Genomic DNA, 18,807 nt, shown 5'->3' on the forward strand with positions numbered 1-18,807 from the left:
AAGTAGCCGGTTTGCGGAATACTGATGCACGTGGCCGAGTTGGGGGATTGGGTACGCATTGACCAGAACGCCGCCAAGCCGCTTTTCGACCAGCTCAGGACGCAGATCATCGACGGGGTCAGAGACGGCAAGCTGCCGCCGGGGACCCGGCTGCCGACGGTCCGCGAACTAGCGGGGCAAATGGGGCTGGCGGTCAACACAGTGGCACGCGCATATCGGGAACTGGAAACGGCGGGGATTCTCGAAACCCGGGGGCGTTTCGGCACTTTCGTCGCGCGGGTCGATCCGGCGGACATCGCGATGGCGACCGCCGCGCACACGTTCGTCACCGCGGCGCGTGCGCTGGGGATCGAGAAGGACGACGCGTTGCGCTACGTCGAGGCCGCGTTCGGCTGACTAGCCGAATTCGAGCAGGGTGAACACCGGTCTGATCGAATCGAGGAGCGGAATGCGCTGCGCGGTCCACAGCAGCGTGTTCATCACCTTGCCGCGAGCAGCGGGAAACGGCACATCGTGCACGGCCCTGATGCCTGGCACCGTGTTCACCAGGTTTGCGATCTCCGACACCGACAACGAGAACGGCATGGGCGGCACCCGGTAGCGCAGCGACGCCCGCACGCCGCGACGCTGCAACGCCTTCAAACCGCTCGGCGGCAGGTCGAACATCATCTGGCCGCCGGGGAAGCGCTTGGCGCATTCGGTTATCAACCCCATCGCCTCGTCGGGTGGCAAATACATCAGCAGCCCCTCGGCGGTGACGAACACGCCGTGCTCGGTGTCGACCTGGTCCATCCAGCTGAAGTCGAGTGCCGACTGGGCCAGCATCCTGATCCGGTCCGAGGTGGGCAGCAGCTTGCGGCGCAATGCGATCATCGGTGGGAGATCCACGGTGAGCCAATGAAATTCGTCACCGACTCCGGCCGCGTCGAGACGGTAGAAGCTGGTCTGCAAGCCCTCGGCGAGCGCGATGACCGTCGCCTTCGGGTGGTCGCCGAGGTAGCGGCGGGTGGCCCTGTCGTAGGCCAGCGCCCGCAGCGCCATGTCTTGGCGCCTGCTGAAGCCGAACTTCGCATAGTCGTAGTCGATGGCGTCGGCCAACTCGATCGCCATCGGGTCGTCGATGATCGAATCCGGCCTGCGTGCCTCGTTGGCCCGCACCCTCAGCGTCAGCAGGGCGGACTCGGAGACGCCCGTCAACACCGTGCCGTCCGCCTTCGCCGTCGGGGCCGCCGTCACCGCAGCACTTTCTCGACGGTGCGCAGATTGCGGGTGGTGGTCGACGATTTGTACCGCTTCTTGCCCATGGTCTTCCCGATCGTGGTGTCCAGCGTGCCCGTCTTTGGCACCTGCCAATAGATGACGCCGTCGCCGCGGGTGATCTTTTCGTCGGGCCCCGCGTCTTTGGCGAGCGCAGCGAGCTCGTCGAGCACCTGCTCGTCGGTGACGAAGGTGACGTAGGAGTGGTGGCCTTCGACTTCGCGGTCGAACGGATAGTTCTCGGAGATCTTGGCGACGGTGTCCATGTCGTATGCGAGTACCCAGGCGTCGTAACCGAACGCGTCGCGCAGCGCCTTCTCGGCCTTCTTCCGCACCACGTCCACCCCGGCGCGGCTCTCAAACACCACGTTCCCGCTCGCCAAGATCGTTCGGACGCTTGTCAATCCAGCATCTTCGAATGCCTTGGCCACGTCGGGCATCTTGAGATTGACGCCGCCGACGTTTACGCCACGCAGGAAAGCAGCGTACCGGGCCATGACCGCAATCTTAGTTGCCTAGTCATGAGCCACCGAACCGCTGCGCGGAACCAGGGGGTGGTGCCGCGACGCCGGTGAAACAATTCGTCGCGGGGGAGGTGGCGTCATGGGCCTGCGGCTCGGGGCGTGCGTCACGGACACCGCCCGCCGCAACCCCGCGGTGACGGCGCAGGCCGCCGCGACGCTGCATCTGCTGACCCGCGGCCGAGCGATACTCGGCATCGGCACCGGCGAACGTGAGGGCAAGAACCCTACGGAGTGGATTGGTCCAAGCCGGTGGGTCGCTTCGAGGAAGCCCTCGCGACGATCCGCGCGCTGTGGCAGTCCAACGGTGAATTCGTCAACCGGGACTCGGAATGGTTTCCGCTGCGCACCGCGGTGTTTGACTTGCCGCCGTATCGGGGGCTGTGGCCCGAGATCTGGGTGGCCGCGCACGGCCCGCGCATGCTCGGCATCACCGGGCGCCACGCGGATGCATGGTTTCCCGCCTTCATCTTCCGGCCGAAGGACTACGCCCGGTCCCTGGACGTCGTGCGGTCGGCGGCCTCCGATGCGGGCCGCGACCCGTCGGCGGTGACGCCCGCGGCGATGCTGGCCGTCATCACCGGCCGTTGCGAGGACGACGTCGAGGAGGCGCTGGACTGCGAAACCGCCAAGGCATACGGGCTGACCGCGTCGGTTGAGGTGTGGCCGCGCCATGGCGTCGAGCATCCGATGGGCACCGATTTCACTGGCGCACAAGACATTCAACCGCAACTGCTCGACGAGCAGACCGCCCTGGCGCACACGGCGAAGGTGCCGCTCTCGCTGCTCGAGGAGATGTATCTGACGGGAACGGCCGATCAGGTGATCGACCAGGTCACGCTATGTCGTGGTGACCAACGCCAGCGGTTCACAGCGCAGCCTGCGCAAGGGGATGGCTTCGGTGTTGCCGTTCTCGAAGATCATGCGCGGGCTGAGAAAGTTGTAGCCGTCGCAGGCCGATCCGGACGTAGGCTCGAACCATGGGGCGCCAGGTGTTCGACGACAAGTTGTTGGCCGTGCTGTGCGGGAACTCGCTGGGCGTGCTGGCCACCATCAAACGCGATGGCAGGCCGCAGTTGTCGAACGTGTCGTACTGGTTCGACAAGCCCAATCTGACCATGCAGGCGTCGATCACCGAGAACCGGGCCAAGACCCGCAACCTGCGCCGCGACCCGCGGGCGTCGATCCACGTCAGTTCCGACGACGGTTGGGCGTACGCGGTCGCCGAGGGTGAGGCGTTGTTGACCCCGCCCGCCGCGGCGCGGGACGACGACACCGTCGAGGCGCTGATTGCGTTGTATCGCAATATCGCAGGCGAGCATCCCGACTGGGACGACTACCGGCGCGCCATGGTCGACGAACGCCGGGTGGTGTTGACGCTGCCGATCGCCCACGTCTACGGGATGCCGCCGGGCAGGCGATAAAGCACACGACGGCGACGGCCGCAGGGGGATAGGCTTCCGTCATGGCTGATCAACCGGAAGACGACACCAAGCGCAAGTTCCGGGAAGCGCTGGAGCGGAAGAAGGCCAAGGCAGCGGGCGGTGCCGACCACAAGGACGGCGGCGCGAAGCAGCCTCGGGCGCACGGACCGTTGGAGAGCCGTCGGGAGTTCCGCCGCAAGAGCGGTTAGGGGCCGGGATGACGCCGGAGTTCCTGCTGACCACGCTGATCGTGGTTGCCACGCCGGGGGCAGGTGTGCTGTACACCGTCGCGGCCGGGCTGTCCCGTGGCTGGCGGGCCAGTCTGGTGGCGGCGTTCGCCTGCACGCTGGGCATCGTGCCGCACATGATCGCCGCGGTGACGGGGTTGGCGGCCATCATGCACGCCAGCGCGATGGCGTTCTCGATCATCAAGTTGCTGGGCGTCGCCTACCTTCTTTATTTGGCGTGGAAGACATTTCGCGATAAGTCGGTGTTCCAGGTGCAGGACGGTCCGGCGACGGTGTCACCGTGGCGGGTGATCGTGTCCGGCGTTCTGGTCAATACGCTCAACCCGAAGTTGACCATCTTCTTCTTCGCGTTCCTGCCGCAGTTCGTCGCGCCGGACCGGCCAGGCGCGGTGGGCCTGATGGTGTACCTCAGCGCGATCTTCATGGTGGTGACGCTGGTGGTGTTCAGCGTCTACGGCGTGTTCGCCGCGGCCGTCCGCCGCGAGGTGATCTCGCGGCCGCGGGTGGTTGCGTGGATGCGGCGCAGCTTCGCGGCCACCTACGTCATCCTCGCGGGCAGGCTCGCGGCGTCGACCCGCTGATCTTCACCTGCCAGCGCCGGCCGCCTCAAAGTGGCTCCGCCGAACGTGGGTTACCCGCACACTTGTCGGCAGAAATCCGTACATCAACCCCACACTCGGCGGGACGTGGTCAGGATTGGCTCACGCTCGTCGGCGCTTCGGAAGCCTTGACCAACTGCACTTCGGGCCTGGCGGGCACCTCGTCGGCCAAAAACCAGCGGAACGCCAGGTTGCCACGCGGATAGTCCAGCGTGGTCAGTGAATTCGGGTGCGCCGTCAAGCCGCGCGAAACCACGATCGTCACCGAACCGTCCGAATTCGGCATGGCGCCGTGGCCATTGACCGAGCTGCGCGCATCGTTGACGTTGTGGGTGGCCATGAACTGGTTCCACACCACCAGATTCCAGAACCGGCACTGCGGTGGCCGATGGGTGATGACGAGTGCTTCGTCGTCTTCGAGCACAAAGCTGCCGTACGCGTAGCACGCGTCGCGCGCGGACCAGCCGAAGTTGGCGTCGGGCACCTGGTAGGGATCCGCGAATTGGTTTGCCACTTGCGATATCTCGTGCCCGAGCGTGTGCGAGTCGTCGACGCGGACCCCGACCGCGAGCGGCACGATCGCGAACATCGTGCGCAGCCACGCGGCGCTGGCCCGCAGCGCGGCGGCTGTCTCGGCGTCCCCGTGCCGAATCGGTTCCGGCTCGTCGAGCGTCTCGATGCGCCAACGGACTGGCCGCCCGGTCATCGGATCGGCTTGGTAGTCGCGGGTGATCAGCACCGCGGCGTCGGGCGTCGGCCCCAACTCGAACGAGAAGTTGCCGTCGTCGTCGAAGTCGAGGTCGTCGTCGCGCACGAGCGCCACGATCCGGTCGGACCAGGTGCCGGGGGCAGGCTCGTTGTACGCCGTCACCGAGAAGTAGACGCTGTCGCCTCGGTTACCGCTGATCCGGTAGCGGCGCTTCGGGTCGACCGGGCACATGTAGTAGTAGGCGTCCGTGTTGTCCCCGCCCCACCGGCGGTCGCGCCGGAACGGCGTATTGAGTTCGACGAACATCGGCCGGCTTGGCTCTGCGAACAGGTAGGTGTCGAACGCCACGCCCAGCGTGGTGGCGAGCATTCGATAGCCGTCGGCGATGTGCCGGTCGTCGCTGACCGCGCGGTCGCCTTCGAGGAAGGAACGGTCAAGGCTGCCAAGCGTTTCCAGCAGCTCATGCCACGCAACGGTCGATTCGTGGGTCATGCACTGATTCCTCTCAATATCAGGGTGGCGGTGCGCTCGACCCAGGCGTCGTCGAGTGCTGCGCCGCGAGTGAGCAGCGCCAGGAGCGTAATACCCGCGAGCGCCTCGGTCAGATCCGCCGCCGTGACATCGGGCCGAATCTCGTTGCGCGCCAGCGCCTTCTCCAGGCGTTCGGTCAGACCCTGCGACAGGATCCCGCTGAACCGCGTCAGCAGGGCCGCGTGCAGGGTCAGGTCGGCGGCCATCTCGCCGACGAGGCCCGGCAGGGCCGCCCGTGCCGCCGGAGTGGTCAGCACCGCTGCCGTGCGGCGCACCATTTCACGAACGTCGCCGTCCAGCGAACCGGTGTCGGGCAGGTCGGTTCCGCTGTCGATCGGAAAGACCGCCTCGTGCACCAGGTGCGCCTTGCTCGGCCAGCGGCGATAGATCGCAGGCTTGCTGGTGTGCGCCCGGCGCGCGATCGCGTCGACGGAGAGCGCGGCGTACCCGGTCTCGCCGAGGAGGTCGACCGTCGCGCGCAGCACCGCACTGTCGATGCGCCGGTCCCGGGGCCTGCCGATCTCTACCGTCATTACGAAACTCAGAGTAACATAAGTCGGCGTGACGCACGCCACACCGGGATTGGTGCAACTCGACGACCTCGCCGACCCGCAGTTCAGCGTTGAGGCCCAACAGATCCGCGAGATGATGGCCACGCTGGCGGCCGACTGTCCGCTCGAGGCGGGCGCGTTGCATGCCAGGGCGATCGCCGACACGGGTCTCGACGACTTCGGACCGGACGACTACCGCGAACGCCTCGACGTCTACCTGGCGGCGCTCCACGACATCGACGACATGCACGCGCCGGGCATCGTCAACTTCTTCGGCCAACTGTCGCAATGGCTGAAGAACCGGCTACTGCTGACCGATCTGTTGAAGCGGCATCCCGAGATTCACGACATCGACCTGCTGCCGCCGGTGGTCATCGCGGGCCTGCCGCGCACCGGCACCACGCATCTGCACAACCTGCTCGCAACGGCGTCCACATTTCGGACCTTGCCCTACTGGGAGAGTTTCGAACCGTTCCCGCTGCCCGCCGAGGCCGGCGTCGAACCGGATCCCCGGGTCGCGCGGATGGACATGGCGGTCAGCGTGATGAACACGCTCATGCCGCATTTCGCGCTCATGCACGAGATGACCACCGAACACGTGCACGAGGAGATCCAGTTGCTGGCCAACGACTTCTCCACGATGTTCATGGAGACCCTCGCGTACGTCCCGCGGTGGGAGTCCTATTACCTCAGCCATGACCAGACGTCGACGTACGAGTACCTGGCCACCCAACTTCGGGCGCTGCAGTTCCTGCGCGGGGGCAGGCGCTGGCTGCTCAAGTCGCCGCAGCATCTCGAGCAGCTTCCGGTGTTGAACACGGTGTTTCCGGGTGTCGCGGTGGTGTGCACGCACCGTGACCCGATCCCGGTGGCGATCTCGATGGTCGCGATGCTCGTCTACTCCGCGCGGATGCACCGGTCACCGGTCCCCGTCGAGCAGATCGCCACGGCTTGGATCGACCGGCTTGGGCTGATGCTCGACGCGCTCGTCCGCGATCGCGACGTCATCGTCCCGGAACGCTCGATCGACGTGACCTTCGACGATTTCATGGCAGACGAACTCGGTGTCGCCGAACGTGTTTTCGGGCTCGTCGGGGAACTGATGAGCGGCGAAACTCGCGCGGCGATCACGGATTACCTGGGGGGCCACCAGCGCGGCAGGCTCGGCACGGTCGCCACGTCGTGTGAGATGTTCGGGCTGGATGAAAACCAGATGCGTGAGCGTTTCGCGCCCTACGTCAGCAGATTCCTGAACTGACGACCTCACGCGACTGCCGCGCCTCGAGTATCAGGATGCCGACCAGGCAGATCGCCGACAGGATCGCCACGGCGATCGCGAAAGTCACACCGGCCGTCTGCAATCCCCAGTGCCTTGCCGCGACGCCTTCGCCGACCACCGGCAGTGAGATCGCGATGTACGCGACGACGAAGTACGTCGAACTGACCTCGGCCCGACGGTCGGCGGGTGTGCGTTCGGCGACCGCCGCCAGGCCCCGGCTGAAGCTGATGCCCTGCCCGATACCCGCCACCACCGCGGCCGCGATCAGCCCGGTCAGCGACGACACCTCCAGCGCCACAGCGAGAACCACCATGCCTGCCACCAGGATCGCGCAGCCGATCGCGACCGCACGGTTCGGGTCGAGGTTGCGCGCGGCCAGCTGGGCCATCGCCGACGCGAAGAAGATCGTGCTGGCGATGAGCCCGGCCACCGCGTGGTTGTCGATGCCGACGACCCCGGAGAGGAACGACGGGGCCACCGCGGCGAACAATCCCGTCACCGCGAAGCCGGCGAATGCGGCAAGCGAGGCGACGACGAACACGGCGCGCACCTCGGGAGGCACCGACAACCGCTGCACACCGATGCTGCCCGTGCGCGCAGAGGTTTCCGGCACGACGAACACCGCTACGCCCGCCAACACCGCCAGCACGATGTGCACGACGAAGCTGAGCTTCAACGGCGCAGGCGCGTACTCCACGAGCAGCCCGGCCAACAACGGCCCGACGCCGAGGCCGCCCATGTTGGCGACCGTCGCCACCGCCGCGGCCCTGGTGCGCCACGACTCCGGTGCGGCTTCGATGACGGCCGCGGTGGCGGTGCCGGTGAAGATGCCCGCCGACAGGCCGGACAAGACGCGCCCGACGAGCAACAGCGACACCGAGTCGGCGGCGAGGAAGACTGCGGCGCTCGCCAGCGCGGCCACCACACCCGCCAGCAGCACGGGCCGTCTGCCGATCGCGTCGGACCAGCGTCCGAACACCAGCAGGGCGAACAGCACGCCGCCCGCGTAGCTCGCGTAGATCACCGTGGTGGTCAACACCGCAAAGTGCATATGCTCGCCGTACAGCGCGTACATCGGCGTCGGCAAAGTGGTGCCGACCATGATGGCCGCAAACGCATAGGCCAACAGGCCGAAGGCGAAGCGTCGAGCGGTCACGGGTGAAGATAACCCACCTGGACGCCTCGGTAATCCCGTGGTGCTAGTGGCTAACGGCCTTCTCCGCGCCGATGCCGGTCAGCGAGCGCACCTCGAATTCGGCGTTGACCATCGGGTCGCCGCGGTCGGGTGAGGTCAGCGTGCCGACGATGCCGAGCAAGAATGCCAGCGGTATCGACACGATGCCGGGATTGGCCAGCGGGAACCACGCGAAGTCGACGCTCGGCAGCATCGCGGTCTTGGCGCCCGAGACCGCGGGGGAGAAGACGATCAGCACGATCGTGGAGATCAGCCCGCCGTACATGCTCCACAGCGCGCCGCGGGTGTTGAACCGCGGCCAGTACAGCGAGTACAGGATCGTCGGCAGGTTGGCTGCCGCCGCGACCGCGAACGCCAGTGCGACCAGGAAGGCAATGTTCTGTTCGGCGGCCAGGACGCCGAGGCCGATCGCGAGAATGCCGAGCACGACGACCGTGATGCGGGAGACCCGCACCTGTTCGTCCTCGGTCACCTGATGGCTCTTCATCACGCTGGCGTAGATGTCGTGCGCGAATGACGTTGCGGCAGTGATGGTCAGGCCGGCCACCACCGCGAGGATGGTGGCGAACGCGACCGCGGAGATCACACCGAGCAGGATCACGCCGCCGAGTTCGAAGGCGAGCAACGGCGCGGCGGAGTTCTGCGCGCCTGGCGCCGCCAGGATCTCGTCCGGGCCGACCAGCGCCGCGGCGCCGTAACCCAGTGCCAGCGTGAACAGGTAAAACGCGCCGATCAACACGATCGCCCAGACCACCGAGCGGCGGGCCTCCTTGGCCGTCGGCACCGTGTAGAAACGCATCAGCACGTGCGGCAGGCCCGCGGTGCCGAGCACCAGGGCCAGCGCCAGCGAGATGAAGTTGATCTGCGATGTCAGGGACGTGCCGTACTGGGCGCCGGGCGCCAGCACGTCGCGCTTGGCGACGGCCGCGTTGGCCGAGTCGGAGACGGCGGTCTGTGCGGCGCCGAGGATCTCGGAGAAGTTCAGCCCGAACTTGCCGAGCACGATGGCGGTCATCAGCGCGGCGCCGCCGATCAGCAGCACGGCCTTGATGATCTGCACCCAGGTGGTGCCCTTCATCCCGCCGATCAACACATAGAGGATCATCAGCAAGCCGACGACGGCGATCACCAGCGCCTGGCCCAGATCGCCGGTGACGTTGAGCAGCAGCGCGACCAGGCCGCCCGCGCCGGCCATCTGGGCGAGCAGGTAGAACAGGCACACGGCCAGGGTGGTGGTGGCCGCGGCGATGCGTACCGGACGCTGCCTGAGCCGGAAGCTGAGCACATCGGCCATGGTGAATTTGCCTGAGTTCCTGAGCAATTCGGCCACCAGCAGCAAGGCGACCAGCCAGGCGACCAGGAAGCCGATGGAGTACAGGAAGCCGTCGTAGCCGTAAACCGCGATGGCGCCGGCGATGCCGAGGAAGCTGGCCGCAGACAGATAGTCGCCCGATATCGCGATGCCGTTCTGCGGGCCCGTGAAGGCGCGTCCCGCGGTGAAGAATTCGGCGGCGGTGGTGTTCTTCTTGCTGGCCCGGATCACGATGAACAGGGTGATCGCGACGAACAGCGCGAAGATCCCGATGTTGGCGACGGGGTTGCCGACGGCCTCGGCGGCAACGATGTCGACGGTCATGCCGCACCGCCCTCTAGCTCGGCGCGAATGGCTGCAGCGCGTGGGTCGAGTTCACGGTTGGCGAACCGGACGTAGATACCTGTGATGACGAATGTCGACACGAATTGACCGAGGCCGATGAGCAATCCGACGTTGATGTTGCCCCACACCTTGATGGCCATGAAGTCGTGTGCGAACGCGCCGAGCAGCACGTAGGCGAAGTACCAGACCAGGAACAGGGCGCTCATAGGAAAGACGAAGCGGCGCAGTCTGTTTCGCAACTCCTGAAACTCCGGACTGGACTGCACGGCCAGATACTCTTCGCCGCTGACAATGGTTTCCTGCGGTGGATGTTGGGTCCCGGGCACGATGACTCCTGACCTCGATGTGTAGTTGTGCGCGCAGCCTCGCGGTGAGACCTGCGTCACAATAAGCTAGTTCCCAGGCAACTCCAAGCTCAAACGCGGGATCTAGACTGACGAAGTGGCGAAACTGCAGCTAGTTCAAGACCCGGCGGCCGATGCGCTGCTGGAGTCCAATCCGTTCGCGCTGCTGGTGGGCATGCTTCTCGACCAGCAGTACCCGATGGAGGCGGCGTTCGCGGGGCCCAAGAAGATCGCCGACCGGATCGGCGGGGTGGACGCCCGCGAGATCGCCGATTACGACCCCGACAAATTCGCGGCGCTGTGCTCGAAAACCCCTGCAATACACCGCTTTCCGGGATCCATGGCGAAGCGGATCCAGGATCTGGCGCAGATCATCGTCGACCAGTACGACGGTGACGCGTCGGCGCTGTGGACGGCGGGCAGCCCGGACGGCCCAGAGGTGCTGCGTCGAATCAAGGCGCTGCCTGGGTTCGGCGAGCAGAAGGCGAAGATCTTTCTCGCGCTGCTGGGCAAGCAGTACGGAGTGACGCCTAAGGGGTGGCGGCAGGCAGCGGGGGACTACGGCAAGGCGGGGTCGTACATGTCGGTGGCCGACGTGACAGACGCGGGATCGCTGGAGAAGGTGCGGTCGTACAAGAAGCAGGCGAAAGCGGCAGCCAAGGCGGCGAAGGGTTAGCTCGCGTGGTGGTCGTGCTGCAGGTCGAGTTGGGCCAGTGACGTCAGGATGTGGGCGACGACGCGGCCCGTCGACGTCCCGGTGTCGAGCCCCTCTTTCAGGGTGCGCAGCCTGATTCCGCGGTCGGTGAGGTCGGCGATCGTGCGCGTCACCTCGGCGGCCGAGCGGCCAAGGCGGTCGACCGCGACGACGATGACGGTGTCGCCCGAACGCGCGTAGCTCAGCATCGCGTGCAGGCCGGCACGGGCCCGCTCAGCGGTATCGGACAACTTGTCGGTGAACACCCGTCGCGGGTCGACGCCTGCAGCATTGAGTTCCGCGAGCTGTCCCTCCAGGTTCTGCTCGGCGGCGCTGGCTGTGGCGTAGCCCAGCGTGCAGGTCACGGATCCAAGGTCTCACGGCTGCCGTCGCGAAGGGAAGCGATGACACCTCATCGATTTCAGCTAACTGCCGAACCGTTACCCGACGACAAACGGCTTACCGTCGAAGCGTTCGCGGGTCGCGAGTTCGCTGACCGGCTTGCGGGTGAGCTTGGTGAACTGTTTGACGGGCTTGCCGATCGGAAGGATGGCGGCGATCGCGTAATCGTCGGGGATGCCGAGCAATTCCTTGACCCGCGGCTCCTCGGGCACCGCCATGGTGGTCAGCACGCCGCCGTAGCCCTCGTTGCGGGCGGCAAGCAGGATGTTCCAGACGAACGGATACACAGACGCGCCGGAGACGACGCCAATGCGGTCGAGGTCCTGGTCCATTGCCGCACAGATGTTGAGGTCAACCGTGACGACGAGGACGGCGGCGGCGCTGAGCACAGGGGCGCCGAGCTGGGGCGGCACCTCGGTGGCGGCGACCTGTTCGGGCGAAACCCGCATGGGCTGCACCGGGTTCCACGGGCCCTCGCCGTTCCTGGACTGCGCGATGTAGCGCTGCGCGCCGGTGACACTCAGTTCGACGATCGCTTCACGGGTGGCCCGGTCCCGTACGACGATCACCCGTGCGCCCTGGCGGTTGCCACCGCTGGGTGCGAAGCGGGCGTTGTCGAGGATGCGCTCGATGACTTCGTCGGGCAGCGCGTCGTCGGTGAATCGGCGGGCCGCACCGGCGGTGCGCATCACGTCGTACAAGTCCATGACCGCCATCTTGGCGGATATGCGATTGTGAACATATGAAGACTCACTTGAATTGCCCCTGTGGTGAGGCGATCACCGGCAAGGACGAGGACGACCTCGTCGAGAAGGCCCAGGCTCATCTGGCCGAGGCACATCCCGGCCGCGAGTACGACCGGGACATGATCCTCTTCATGGCCTACTGATCAACCCAGCTTTGGGCAGACGCCGAATTCACGGAACGACCGTCGACCCGATCGTCGGCATGAACTGGCACTGCTTGTCGAGCGTGGTCACCTGTCCGAAGATCGTCGAGATGATGCTGCCCGAGCCGGTTTCGACGATGGCCGACAGTGTCGTCGGCCCGTTCGGGTTGATGTCAGGCCGCGGCTTGAGCGTCGCGCTGCCCGACTTGCCCGTCGTCAGATTCACCCACGTGACGTTCAACGGCAGCTTCTGTTCGGCGGCAGGCGCGGGGGTGCCAATCGCGGTGAACACATAGGCCGTCTGGCCCGCGGTCGGGCCGGGTGACGGGATCTTCGCCGGGCCCGCCACCGAGATCGCGGTCGCCAACACATTGCCGCCGTCGGCCAGGCAGCCGTTGCTGATCGACGGGTACAGGAAGTCCTGGGTCGTCGGTGAGTCAGGACCGAAGCCCGGCGCCGCGGCCGGGGCCGCCGCGGGGTCGGGTGGGGGCGCGGGTGCTGCTGCCGCTGCGGGTACCGCAACCGGCGCCGCCGCGGGAGCTGCCGCGGGTGCCGCCGCCGGAGCGGGCGGGAGCACCGGTGCCGCATCGGGCACCGGACCGACGGCGTGCGCCGGGTCCACCCCCAACGGCAGATGCGCCTCCGTGCCAGGAATTGCGCCTGGCGCGGGAACGTGTGCGACGAACTGGTTCACCGCCGTCGCCACGTTTCGCGAATCCGACGGCAGCGCCGAGTTTCCCGCGAAGGCGGCCGCGGCCGCCATCAACGTCGACGCGGCGTTGGTCGGATCCGCCGCTGCCTGTTGTATCACCGGGCCGATGCCCTGCACCGCCGACAAGCCCGGCGCCTGCATTGCATCGATCGGCAGCGGCGCGGGCGCCGGGTCGGCATTGGCCGCAGGCACCATTCCACCCAACAGCAGCGCTACCGACGACCCGACGACGGCCGCGGCGCCGCCGAACTTCGTGCTGATCGATCCCATGATGTCCCCGATTCCTGGTAGTGGCTATCGCTGCGCGGGCGCCGTCACGGCAAGGCGGACAACGGCATCAACAGCGGCGCGACGCCCGCGGCCGGTGCAGGAGCAGCAGCAGGAGCGGCAGCCGGAGCGGCCGCTGCCGGCGCCGCGGGTGCAGCCGCCGGAGTCGCCGCGGGCAACAGGCCTGCCAACGGCATGCCCTGCGGCAGCAGCGAGGCGAGGCCGGTGGGCAATCCGGACAGCAGGTTCTGTGCCGGGGCGGCGGCAGCAGCCGGAGCGGTGGCGGCAGCCGGTGCGGCCGCGGGGGCCGCCGGAGCCGCCGGAGCCTGCGGAAGCGTCAGAGACGCCGTCGCGGTCGGTGCAGGGGTGGCCGCCGGCGCCGCCGCCGGAGCCGCGGCCTGCGTACCGCTGAGCACTGACGTCAGGCCCTGCATCAGGGTGGTCGCGGCGGCTGGGTTGGTCGCCAACTGCTGCAGGAACGGCAGGCCCGGCACGCCCGGGGTGGGCGCCGGCGCCGCCGCCGGCTCAGCTGCCGCGGTGGCGCTGAGTCCCAATGCGACCGGTACCGCACTCGCCGCGGCGATCAGGCTGGTGACAAGCATTTTTCTGGTCAATTTCATGGTTCTCCCAAATTCGTTGGTGGACGCCTGCGCCCGACAGTCGTCCAGTTACTGGTGTTACTCAAGTGACACGTGTGGCGGTTATTCAACCGTTACGGATGCGAAGGGAATCGGTGACCGTCGCTAGAGTCGGGCGGATAGACACCTCGACTGACGCCGCACCGCGCATGGCCGCCCGCTTGGCCGCCGCGGCGCCCGTGCTTTTGGCGCTCAGCATCGCCGCGCGCTTCGCGTGGACATACCTGGTGCCCAACGGCGCCAATTTCGTCGACCTTCGGGTGTACGTCGGCGGCGCGGCGGCACTCGACCACCACGGCACGCTGTACGACTACGTCTACGCCGACCAGACGCCCGACTTCCCGCTGCCCTTCACCTATCCGCCGTTCGCGGCCGTCGTGTTCTATCCACTGCATCTGATTCCGTTCGGAATCCTCGCGTTCGCGTGGCAACTCGGCATCATCGCCGCGCTCTACGGTGTGGCGCGGATCAGCCAGCGACTGGTGACCGGCCCGCAAAGCGATCGACGCATCGCGATGGTGTGGACCGCGGTCGGCATCTGGATCGAACCGCTGCGCAGCACCTTCGACTACGGCCAGATCAACGTGCTTCTCACGCTGGCCGTGTTATACGCCGTCTACAGCACGCGCTGGTGGCTGTCCGGGCTGCTCGTCGGGCTCGCGGCAGGTGTGAAACTCACGCCTGCGGTGTCCGGTTTGTACTTCGTCGGCGCCCGGCGATGGGGCGCGGTGGTGTTCTCCGCGGTGGTGTTCTTCGCGACCATCGCCGTCTCTGCGCTCGTCGTCGGCGACCAAACCCGTTACTACTTCACGGAATTGCTCGGCGACGCGGACCGGGTGGGCCCGATCGGGACGTCGTTCAACCAGTCATGGCGTGGCGGGATTTCGCGGATCCTCGGACACGACGCCGGCTACGGGCCGATCGTGATCGCAGGCATCGTGGTCACCGCGGTGCTCGCGGTGCTCGCGTGGCGCGCTATCGGCGGCGCCGCCGACCGGCTCGGCGCCATCGTCATCGTGCAACTGTTCGGGCTGCTGCTGTCGCCCATCTCGTGGACTCATCACTGGGTGTGGCTGATCCCGCTGATGATCTGGCTGCTGCACGGTCCGCTGCGGCACCTGCTCGGCGCACGGGTGCTGGGATGGGGCTGGCTCGTCCTCACGCTGATCGGCGTGCCGTGGCTGTTGAGCTTCGCCCAGCCGACGATCTGGGTGATCTCCCGGCCGTGGTATCTGGCCTGGGCAGGCCTGATCTACATCGTCGCCACGCTGGCGACGCTCGGGTGGATCGCCGCTACGGGTTCCCGACGATCTGATTTATCTCCCGCGCCATCGCCAGATCCTTCTCGGTGATACCGCCCTCCGAATGCGTCACCAACGCGAAAGTCACCGTCCGCCAGCGGATGTCGATGTCGGGATGATGGTCTTTCTGCTCCGCCTTCTCGCCGACACGTCGCACGGCGTCGATGCCGTCGAGAAACGCGGGAAACTTGACCGAGCGGCGCAGTGCGCCATCAGCGCGTTCCCAGCCGGGTAGGTCGGGCAGTGCGGCATCTACTTGGTCGTCCGTCAACACAGCCATCTAGTCAACGTAGCGCGACCGTGGTTCGCCTGACAGGTCCCTGACAGACACATTTCGCAGGATTGAGGTGTGCATCGGCGTTCTGTTTCTGTTGTCGCCGCGGGCGGGCTGTTGGTCGTCCTGTTGGTCGGGTTGGTCGTGTCGGTCTTCTGGGTGTCCGACAGCGCCGAACACCAACCAAGGCAACCGGTTTCGTTCCCGCCGACGACGACGGCGTTGCCCACGCCCAGCGCGACGCGCGCCGTCGCCCCGATGCCGTCGCCCACCGTCACCCACGAGCCGGTCCCGTTCGACGTGTCACATGCGGCGCAGCTGACGGCGGAGACGATGAAGCCTCCGCCACCCGATCCGGGGCGCTCGCTGTTGCACCAGCTGTTTCCGCATCTGTTCCCGAGCGGCTGATGCGCCGTATACCGTCGCGGCAGTGTCGAACCAGATCGTCGTTGCCGGTGCACTGATCTCGGGTCCCCTGCTGCTGGTCGCCCAGCGGGCACGACCGCCGGAGTTGGCCGGGCTGTGGGAACTGCCAGGCGGGAAAGTGGCAGCGGGCGAAACCGACGCCGCGGCCCTGGTGCGCGAGTTGCGCGAGGAGCTGGGCGTCGACGTCATCGTGGGTTCGCGCATCGGCGCCGACGTGTCGTTGAGCCCGACGATGACGCTGCGCGCCTACCGCGTCACGCAAACCGGTGGCGTCTTACATCCCAACGATCACCGCGCGCTGCGGTGGGTGGGCGCCGAGGAACTAGGCGACCTGCCGTGGGTGCCCGCGGACCGCGCGTGGGTCGGTCACCTCAAGAAGGCGCTCACTGCGTGATTCATGTTTGCGCCTTCGGACGCGGCACACATTATTCTTCCCACCCATGCGCGTGCTGCGGTTCATCTGGCGGGGTGTGCTCGCCTTCGACCGGATCGGATCGCGAATTCCGCAACTGATCCAGATTTGGCTGCTCGAGCTGTTCTTCGCCGTGCCGTTGATGTTCTTCATCGCCAAGCTCATCGACATTCGCGGCGCATTCGGTGTGCCAGGCACCCGTGGCTCGCTGCCCGGCGTCTTCTGGGGCGCGCTGGTCGTGTCGCTGGTGTGCGGATTCTTCTTCGTCAAGAACTTGATCCGGCCACGGGTGGTGGACGGCAGCTGGACGCCGATGATCAAGGCCGACGTCGGGGATTACGTGGTGGCCGCGGGCAATCCGCAGTGGACGGCGCATTACCAGTACCTCACCAGCCACCCGTCGTATGCGCTGCTGCTGCTTCTCACCGCGCCCATCCCCGCGGTGATGGTGGCGATGACGGCCAATCAGGGTGACAGCACCTTCTACTGGCGAGTGGCGGGCACCATCGGGCTGATCATCCTGGCGTTGATGGCCCTGGCGCGCGTATTGGCCTGGTACGTCTTCGGGTTCGGCCGCAAGCAACTCGACGCCCAGACCGCCGACGCGGGGACCTCGCAACGGAAGCTGGGGTGGGAGATCGCCTGGAAACCGATGCTGATGCTGATGGTGATGATCTATGCGATCGTCGGTATCCCGTTGAGCTGGATGTGGATTCAGGAACTGCGCACCATCGCCAAGCTGCCGGTCGTCACGGTCGCCGACAGCGTCGACGCCGTCGACCAATACCGCAGGGTCGAGGGCTCGTTGGCCTCTGAAGCGGTGTACTGGGCGCCGCGTGGCACGGGCCGCGGTGGCAACAACTATGCGGGCGCCGGTGTGCTGGTGCAACTTGCGTCGGGTGGTGAAGCGCTGCTGCTGGCCGAATCGTTGTCGGTGCCCGACTTCGTCGGCGCCATGAAGGACGTGGCGGACGGCGAGATCAAGACACAGGGCAAGGTGATCGACGCCATCACCGACACCCAACTGCAGTATTACGGCTTCGACGAGAGCGACTTCCCCGACCCGTCATCCGACGGCCGGGTGATGGTGCTCATGTCATATCCGTAGGCCCGGTCGGCTGTATTCTCAACGGCCGCGAGCTCTTCGCCGTGGACGAACCGGCCGTGGGTTTCCGGTAGGCGGAACAAGCCGATGAACACGATGACGATCAGCGCGGACACCACAGTCGTCGCCATCGCGATACTGCCGCCGAACCAACTGGTCGCGATGACGCCCGCAAAGAGCGGTCCGGCGGCGGTGAAGAAGCGACCGATGCTGTTGGTCACCGCCATCGCCGACGCCCGCACCGAAGGTCCGAACAGTTCCGGGAAGTACACCGCCGACCCACCGATGGTTCCGAACACGCCGAATCCGACGACGGGAAGCAACGCCAGATACATCGCATAGCTGTGCGCGAACGGATAGAGGGCGCAGATCGCGCCGAGCCCGATCAGCACGCTCATCACGAAAGTGTTCTTCCTGCCGATCTTGTCAGCGATGAAACCCCAACTGGCATAACCGATTGCGCCGCCGATGTTCAGCATCGCCGTGCCCCACGCGACGGCGGTGACCACCTCGCCGCCGGTGACTCCCTGGTCGGCCATGACGGCCCGGATGTTCGCCGGTGTCCACGTGGTGACGCCCCAGAACGCGAACAGCGCGCCGATGCAGATGAGCGTGCAGGCGACAGTGGTCGACAGCAGCGGCTTGGTGAACAGCCGGACCAGTACGAAGCGGTCGGTGGCGGCCTTGGCGGCTCCCGCGGAGCGTTCCGCTTTGCGTTGCCGGCGTGCGGCTTTCACCTCGACCATCGACTCGGGTTCGTGCACGGTGCGCCGGATGTAGAAGACCAGGAGCGCCGGAAGCAGGCCGAAGGCCATCGTCCACCGCCACCCGAGATGGCCGACGAAGTTGTAGACCACGGCGGACAACAGCGCGCCGAGGGCCAGCCCCGACATCATCACCCCGCTGGCCTTGGCCCGGTGCCTGCTGCTCGACCATGCCTCGGCCACCAACGCCGCGCCGATCGGAAGCTCCACCCCGGACCCGATACCGGCAATGAACCGGAACGCGACGAACTGCTCGTAATTCACCACCGCGACGGCGAGTGCGGTGAACACCGAGTAGAGCAGCACGCCGGTGATCAGCACGCGGACCCGGCCCACATAGTCCGCGATCACGCCGAACATGATCGCGCCGATCGCCCAGCCCGTCAGGAAGACAGTGACGGCGAGCCCGGCGTGAAAGGTGGACGGATGCCCGAGCAGATCGGCCGTCGCCGGCCCCGCGACTTGGGTGAACAGGCTGTAGTCGAACCCATCGAGCGCCCAGCCCAGCGTGGTCGCCAACAGCACCGACCATTGGTATCGGGTGATCTCCCGGTGCCACGGCGTGCGCGCGCCCGCGGTCCCTGCGGTCATAGCTGGCTCCTTTGCCA

At 66.7% G+C, this 18,807-nt stretch carries 24 protein-coding genes and 1 pseudogene; 12 read left to right on the forward strand and 13 right to left on the reverse strand.

The window, feature by feature from the left end:
- Positions 1–30 precede the first annotated feature (30 nt).
- Positions 31–396: a GntR family transcriptional regulator gene (locus A5724_RS14485; RefSeq protein WP_067802927.1), complete on the forward strand. Its 366-nt coding sequence runs from the start codon at positions 31–33 to the stop codon at positions 394–396.
- Here the strand turns inward: A5724_RS14485 and A5724_RS14490 are convergent, their stop codons facing one another.
- Together A5724_RS14490 and A5724_RS14495 are read right to left on the reverse strand one after the other, a co-directional pair.
- Positions 397–1,236: a class I SAM-dependent methyltransferase gene (locus A5724_RS14490; protein ID WP_067802698.1), complete on the reverse strand. Its 840-nt coding sequence runs from the start codon at positions 1,234–1,236 to the stop codon at positions 397–399.
- A complete protein-coding gene (locus A5724_RS14495) occupies positions 1,233–1,754 on the reverse strand; it encodes a DUF1697 domain-containing protein (RefSeq protein WP_067802701.1) in 522 nt (173 codons plus the stop codon). The genes A5724_RS14490 and A5724_RS14495 overlap by 4 nt, the downstream gene beginning before the upstream one ends.
- Before the next feature lie 94 nt (positions 1,755–1,848).
- On the opposite strand from A5724_RS14495, the pseudogene A5724_RS33095 reads away from it, so the two are divergent.
- The 4 genes and pseudogenes from A5724_RS33095 to A5724_RS14510 form a co-directional block, all read left to right on the forward strand.
- Positions 1,849–2,724, forward strand: a pseudogene (locus A5724_RS33095) (LLM class flavin-dependent oxidoreductase); the annotation flags it as partial.
- Between the two features lie 34 nt (positions 2,725–2,758).
- Positions 2,759–3,202, forward strand: coding sequence for a PPOX class F420-dependent oxidoreductase (locus A5724_RS14505; RefSeq protein ID WP_067802708.1), 444 nt, complete (start codon positions 2,759–2,761; stop codon positions 3,200–3,202).
- 41 nt (positions 3,203–3,243) lie between these two features.
- Positions 3,244–3,411 (forward strand): DUF5302 domain-containing protein, encoded by a 168-nt coding sequence (locus A5724_RS33770; protein WP_156752280.1) that lies wholly within the window; start codon positions 3,244–3,246, stop codon positions 3,409–3,411.
- A gap of 8 nt (positions 3,412–3,419) precedes the next feature.
- Positions 3,420–4,031 (forward strand): LysE family translocator, encoded by a 612-nt coding sequence (locus A5724_RS14510; protein ID WP_067802710.1) that lies wholly within the window; start codon positions 3,420–3,422, stop codon positions 4,029–4,031.
- 109 nt (positions 4,032–4,140) lie between these two features.
- On the opposite strand, the gene A5724_RS14515 is transcribed toward A5724_RS14510, so the two are convergent.
- Positions 4,141–5,250 (reverse strand): DUF1214 domain-containing protein, encoded by a 1,110-nt coding sequence (locus A5724_RS14515; protein WP_067802713.1) that lies wholly within the window; start codon positions 5,248–5,250, stop codon positions 4,141–4,143.
- A complete protein-coding gene (locus A5724_RS14520; RefSeq protein WP_067802716.1) occupies positions 5,247–5,822 on the reverse strand; it encodes a TetR/AcrR family transcriptional regulator in 576 nt (191 codons plus the stop codon). Before A5724_RS14520 ends, A5724_RS14515 begins: the two co-directional genes overlap by 4 nt.
- Positions 5,823–5,934: 112 nt before the next feature.
- Here A5724_RS14520 and A5724_RS14525 point away from each other — a divergent pair, with 112 nt between their 5' ends.
- Positions 5,935–7,098, forward strand: a complete 1,164-nt coding sequence (locus A5724_RS14525; RefSeq protein ID WP_082965031.1) for a sulfotransferase — start codon at positions 5,935–5,937, stop codon at positions 7,096–7,098.
- Here A5724_RS14525 and A5724_RS14530 read toward each other — a convergent pair.
- Genes A5724_RS14530 through A5724_RS14540 form a run of 3 tightly spaced genes read right to left on the reverse strand, consistent with a single transcriptional unit; the run spans position 7,079 to position 10,297 of the window.
- Positions 7,079–8,275 (reverse strand): MFS transporter, encoded by a 1,197-nt coding sequence (locus A5724_RS14530; protein ID WP_067802719.1) that lies wholly within the window; start codon positions 8,273–8,275, stop codon positions 7,079–7,081. The genes A5724_RS14525 and A5724_RS14530 overlap by 20 nt on opposite strands.
- A gap of 43 nt (positions 8,276–8,318) precedes the next feature.
- Positions 8,319–9,950 (reverse strand): cation acetate symporter, encoded by a 1,632-nt coding sequence (locus tag A5724_RS14535; RefSeq protein WP_067802721.1) that lies wholly within the window; start codon positions 9,948–9,950, stop codon positions 8,319–8,321.
- Positions 9,947–10,297: a DUF485 domain-containing protein gene (locus A5724_RS14540; RefSeq protein WP_067802724.1), complete on the reverse strand. Its 351-nt coding sequence runs from the start codon at positions 10,295–10,297 to the stop codon at positions 9,947–9,949. The genes A5724_RS14535 and A5724_RS14540 overlap by 4 nt, the downstream gene beginning before the upstream one ends.
- Before the next feature lie 115 nt (positions 10,298–10,412).
- Between A5724_RS14540 and A5724_RS14545 the strand changes: the two genes are divergently transcribed.
- On the forward strand, positions 10,413–10,991 hold the full coding sequence (locus tag A5724_RS14545) for an HhH-GPD-type base excision DNA repair protein (protein ID WP_067802728.1): 579 nt from the start codon (positions 10,413–10,415) through the stop codon (positions 10,989–10,991).
- On the opposite strand, the gene A5724_RS14550 is transcribed toward A5724_RS14545, so the two are convergent.
- Together A5724_RS14550 and A5724_RS14555 are read right to left on the reverse strand one after the other, a co-directional pair.
- Positions 10,988–11,374, reverse strand: a complete 387-nt coding sequence (locus tag A5724_RS14550; protein WP_067802731.1) for a recombinase family protein — start codon at positions 11,372–11,374, stop codon at positions 10,988–10,990. The genes A5724_RS14545 and A5724_RS14550 overlap by 4 nt on opposite strands.
- Positions 11,375–11,449: 75 nt before the next feature.
- The gene (locus A5724_RS14555) at positions 11,450–12,118 is read right to left on the reverse strand and encodes a nitroreductase family protein (protein WP_067802932.1); all 669 of its coding nucleotides are present in this window, start codon (positions 12,116–12,118) and stop codon (positions 11,450–11,452) included.
- Positions 12,119–12,153: 35 nt separating this feature from the next.
- Here A5724_RS14555 and A5724_RS14560 point away from each other — a divergent pair, with 35 nt between their 5' ends.
- Positions 12,154–12,300, forward strand: coding sequence for a DUF1059 domain-containing protein (locus A5724_RS14560; protein WP_067802734.1), 147 nt, complete (start codon positions 12,154–12,156; stop codon positions 12,298–12,300).
- 28 nt (positions 12,301–12,328) lie between these two features.
- On the opposite strand, the gene A5724_RS14565 is transcribed toward A5724_RS14560, so the two are convergent.
- Together A5724_RS14565 and A5724_RS14570 are read right to left on the reverse strand one after the other, a co-directional pair.
- Positions 12,329–13,282, reverse strand: coding sequence for a hypothetical protein (locus A5724_RS14565; protein WP_067802737.1), 954 nt, complete (start codon positions 13,280–13,282; stop codon positions 12,329–12,331).
- Positions 13,283–13,326: 44 nt separating this feature from the next.
- Complete coding sequence (locus A5724_RS14570; protein WP_067802740.1) at positions 13,327–13,899, reverse strand: hypothetical protein; 573 nt, start codon at positions 13,897–13,899, stop codon at positions 13,327–13,329.
- Positions 13,900–13,997: 98 nt separating this feature from the next.
- Between A5724_RS14570 and A5724_RS14575 the strand changes: the two genes are divergently transcribed.
- Positions 13,998–15,269: a mannosyltransferase gene (locus tag A5724_RS14575; RefSeq protein WP_082965021.1), complete on the forward strand. Its 1,272-nt coding sequence runs from the start codon at positions 13,998–14,000 to the stop codon at positions 15,267–15,269.
- Here the strand turns inward: A5724_RS14575 and A5724_RS33100 are convergent.
- Positions 15,211–15,498, reverse strand: a complete 288-nt coding sequence (locus tag A5724_RS33100) for a 4a-hydroxytetrahydrobiopterin dehydratase (protein ID WP_082965022.1) — start codon at positions 15,496–15,498, stop codon at positions 15,211–15,213. The two genes, A5724_RS14575 and A5724_RS33100, sit on opposite strands and share 59 nt — an antisense overlap.
- A gap of 69 nt (positions 15,499–15,567) precedes the next feature.
- On the opposite strand from A5724_RS33100, the gene A5724_RS14580 reads away from it, so the two are divergent.
- From A5724_RS14580 to A5724_RS14590, 3 genes are read left to right on the forward strand one after another with little or no spacing between them, the layout of a single operon-like run.
- Complete coding sequence (locus tag A5724_RS14580; protein WP_067802745.1) at positions 15,568–15,900, forward strand: hypothetical protein; 333 nt, start codon at positions 15,568–15,570, stop codon at positions 15,898–15,900.
- Positions 15,901–15,922: 22 nt separating this feature from the next.
- Positions 15,923–16,312 carry a (deoxy)nucleoside triphosphate pyrophosphohydrolase gene (locus A5724_RS14585; RefSeq protein ID WP_067802748.1) on the forward strand — a complete coding sequence of 130 codons (390 nt, stop codon included), beginning with the start codon at positions 15,923–15,925 and terminating at the stop codon, positions 16,310–16,312.
- A gap of 46 nt (positions 16,313–16,358) precedes the next feature.
- Complete coding sequence (locus tag A5724_RS14590) at positions 16,359–17,438, forward strand: hypothetical protein (protein ID WP_067802751.1); 1,080 nt, start codon at positions 16,359–16,361, stop codon at positions 17,436–17,438.
- Here the strand turns inward: A5724_RS14590 and A5724_RS14595 are convergent.
- Complete coding sequence (locus A5724_RS14595) at positions 17,363–18,790, reverse strand: MFS transporter (protein ID WP_067802754.1); 1,428 nt, start codon at positions 18,788–18,790, stop codon at positions 17,363–17,365. The genes A5724_RS14590 and A5724_RS14595 overlap by 76 nt on opposite strands.
- Positions 18,791–18,807: the final 17 nt, after the last annotated feature.

Origin of the sequence: Mycobacterium sp. ACS1612 (genome assembly GCF_001667505.1) — a bacterium.
In the GTDB taxonomy this organism is placed as follows: Bacteria; Actinomycetota; Actinomycetes; order Mycobacteriales; family Mycobacteriaceae; genus Mycobacterium.

Bases quoted from the DNA above. Each gene is read 5' to 3' on its own strand.
- A5724_RS14495 (WP_067802701.1), bottom strand. From the start codon at position 1,754: ATGGCCCGGTACGCTGCTTTCCTGCGTGGCGTAAACGTCGGCGGCGTC.
- A5724_RS14505 (WP_067802708.1), top strand. From the start codon at position 2,759: ATGGGGCGCCAGGTGTTCGACGACAAGTTGTTGGCCGTGCTGTGCGGG.
- A5724_RS33770 (WP_156752280.1), top strand. From the start codon at position 3,244: ATGGCTGATCAACCGGAAGACGACACCAAGCGCAAGTTCCGGGAAGCG.
- A5724_RS14510 (WP_067802710.1), top strand. From the start codon at position 3,420: ATGACGCCGGAGTTCCTGCTGACCACGCTGATCGTGGTTGCCACGCCG.
- A5724_RS14515 (WP_067802713.1), bottom strand. From the start codon at position 5,250: ATGACCCACGAATCGACCGTTGCGTGGCATGAGCTGCTGGAAACGCTT.
- A5724_RS14520 (WP_067802716.1), bottom strand. From the start codon at position 5,822: ATGACGGTAGAGATCGGCAGGCCCCGGGACCGGCGCATCGACAGTGCG.
- A5724_RS14525 (WP_082965031.1), top strand. From the start codon at position 5,935: ATGATGGCCACGCTGGCGGCCGACTGTCCGCTCGAGGCGGGCGCGTTG.
- A5724_RS14535 (WP_067802721.1), bottom strand. From the start codon at position 9,950: ATGACCGTCGACATCGTTGCCGCCGAGGCCGTCGGCAACCCCGTCGCC.
- A5724_RS14555 (WP_067802932.1), bottom strand. From the start codon at position 12,118: ATGGACTTGTACGACGTGATGCGCACCGCCGGTGCGGCCCGCCGATTC.
- A5724_RS14560 (WP_067802734.1), top strand. From the start codon at position 12,154: ATGAAGACTCACTTGAATTGCCCCTGTGGTGAGGCGATCACCGGCAAG.
- A5724_RS14565 (WP_067802737.1), bottom strand. From the start codon at position 13,282: ATGGGATCGATCAGCACGAAGTTCGGCGGCGCCGCGGCCGTCGTCGGG.
- A5724_RS14570 (WP_067802740.1), bottom strand. From the start codon at position 13,899: ATGAAATTGACCAGAAAAATGCTTGTCACCAGCCTGATCGCCGCGGCG.
- A5724_RS14575 (WP_082965021.1), top strand. From the start codon at position 13,998: ATGCGAAGGGAATCGGTGACCGTCGCTAGAGTCGGGCGGATAGACACC.
- A5724_RS33100 (WP_082965022.1), bottom strand. From the start codon at position 15,498: ATGGCTGTGTTGACGGACGACCAAGTAGATGCCGCACTGCCCGACCTA.
- A5724_RS14590 (WP_067802751.1), top strand. From the start codon at position 16,359: ATGCGCGTGCTGCGGTTCATCTGGCGGGGTGTGCTCGCCTTCGACCGG.
- A5724_RS14595 (WP_067802754.1), bottom strand. From the start codon at position 18,790: ATGACCGCAGGGACCGCGGGCGCGCGCACGCCGTGGCACCGGGAGATC.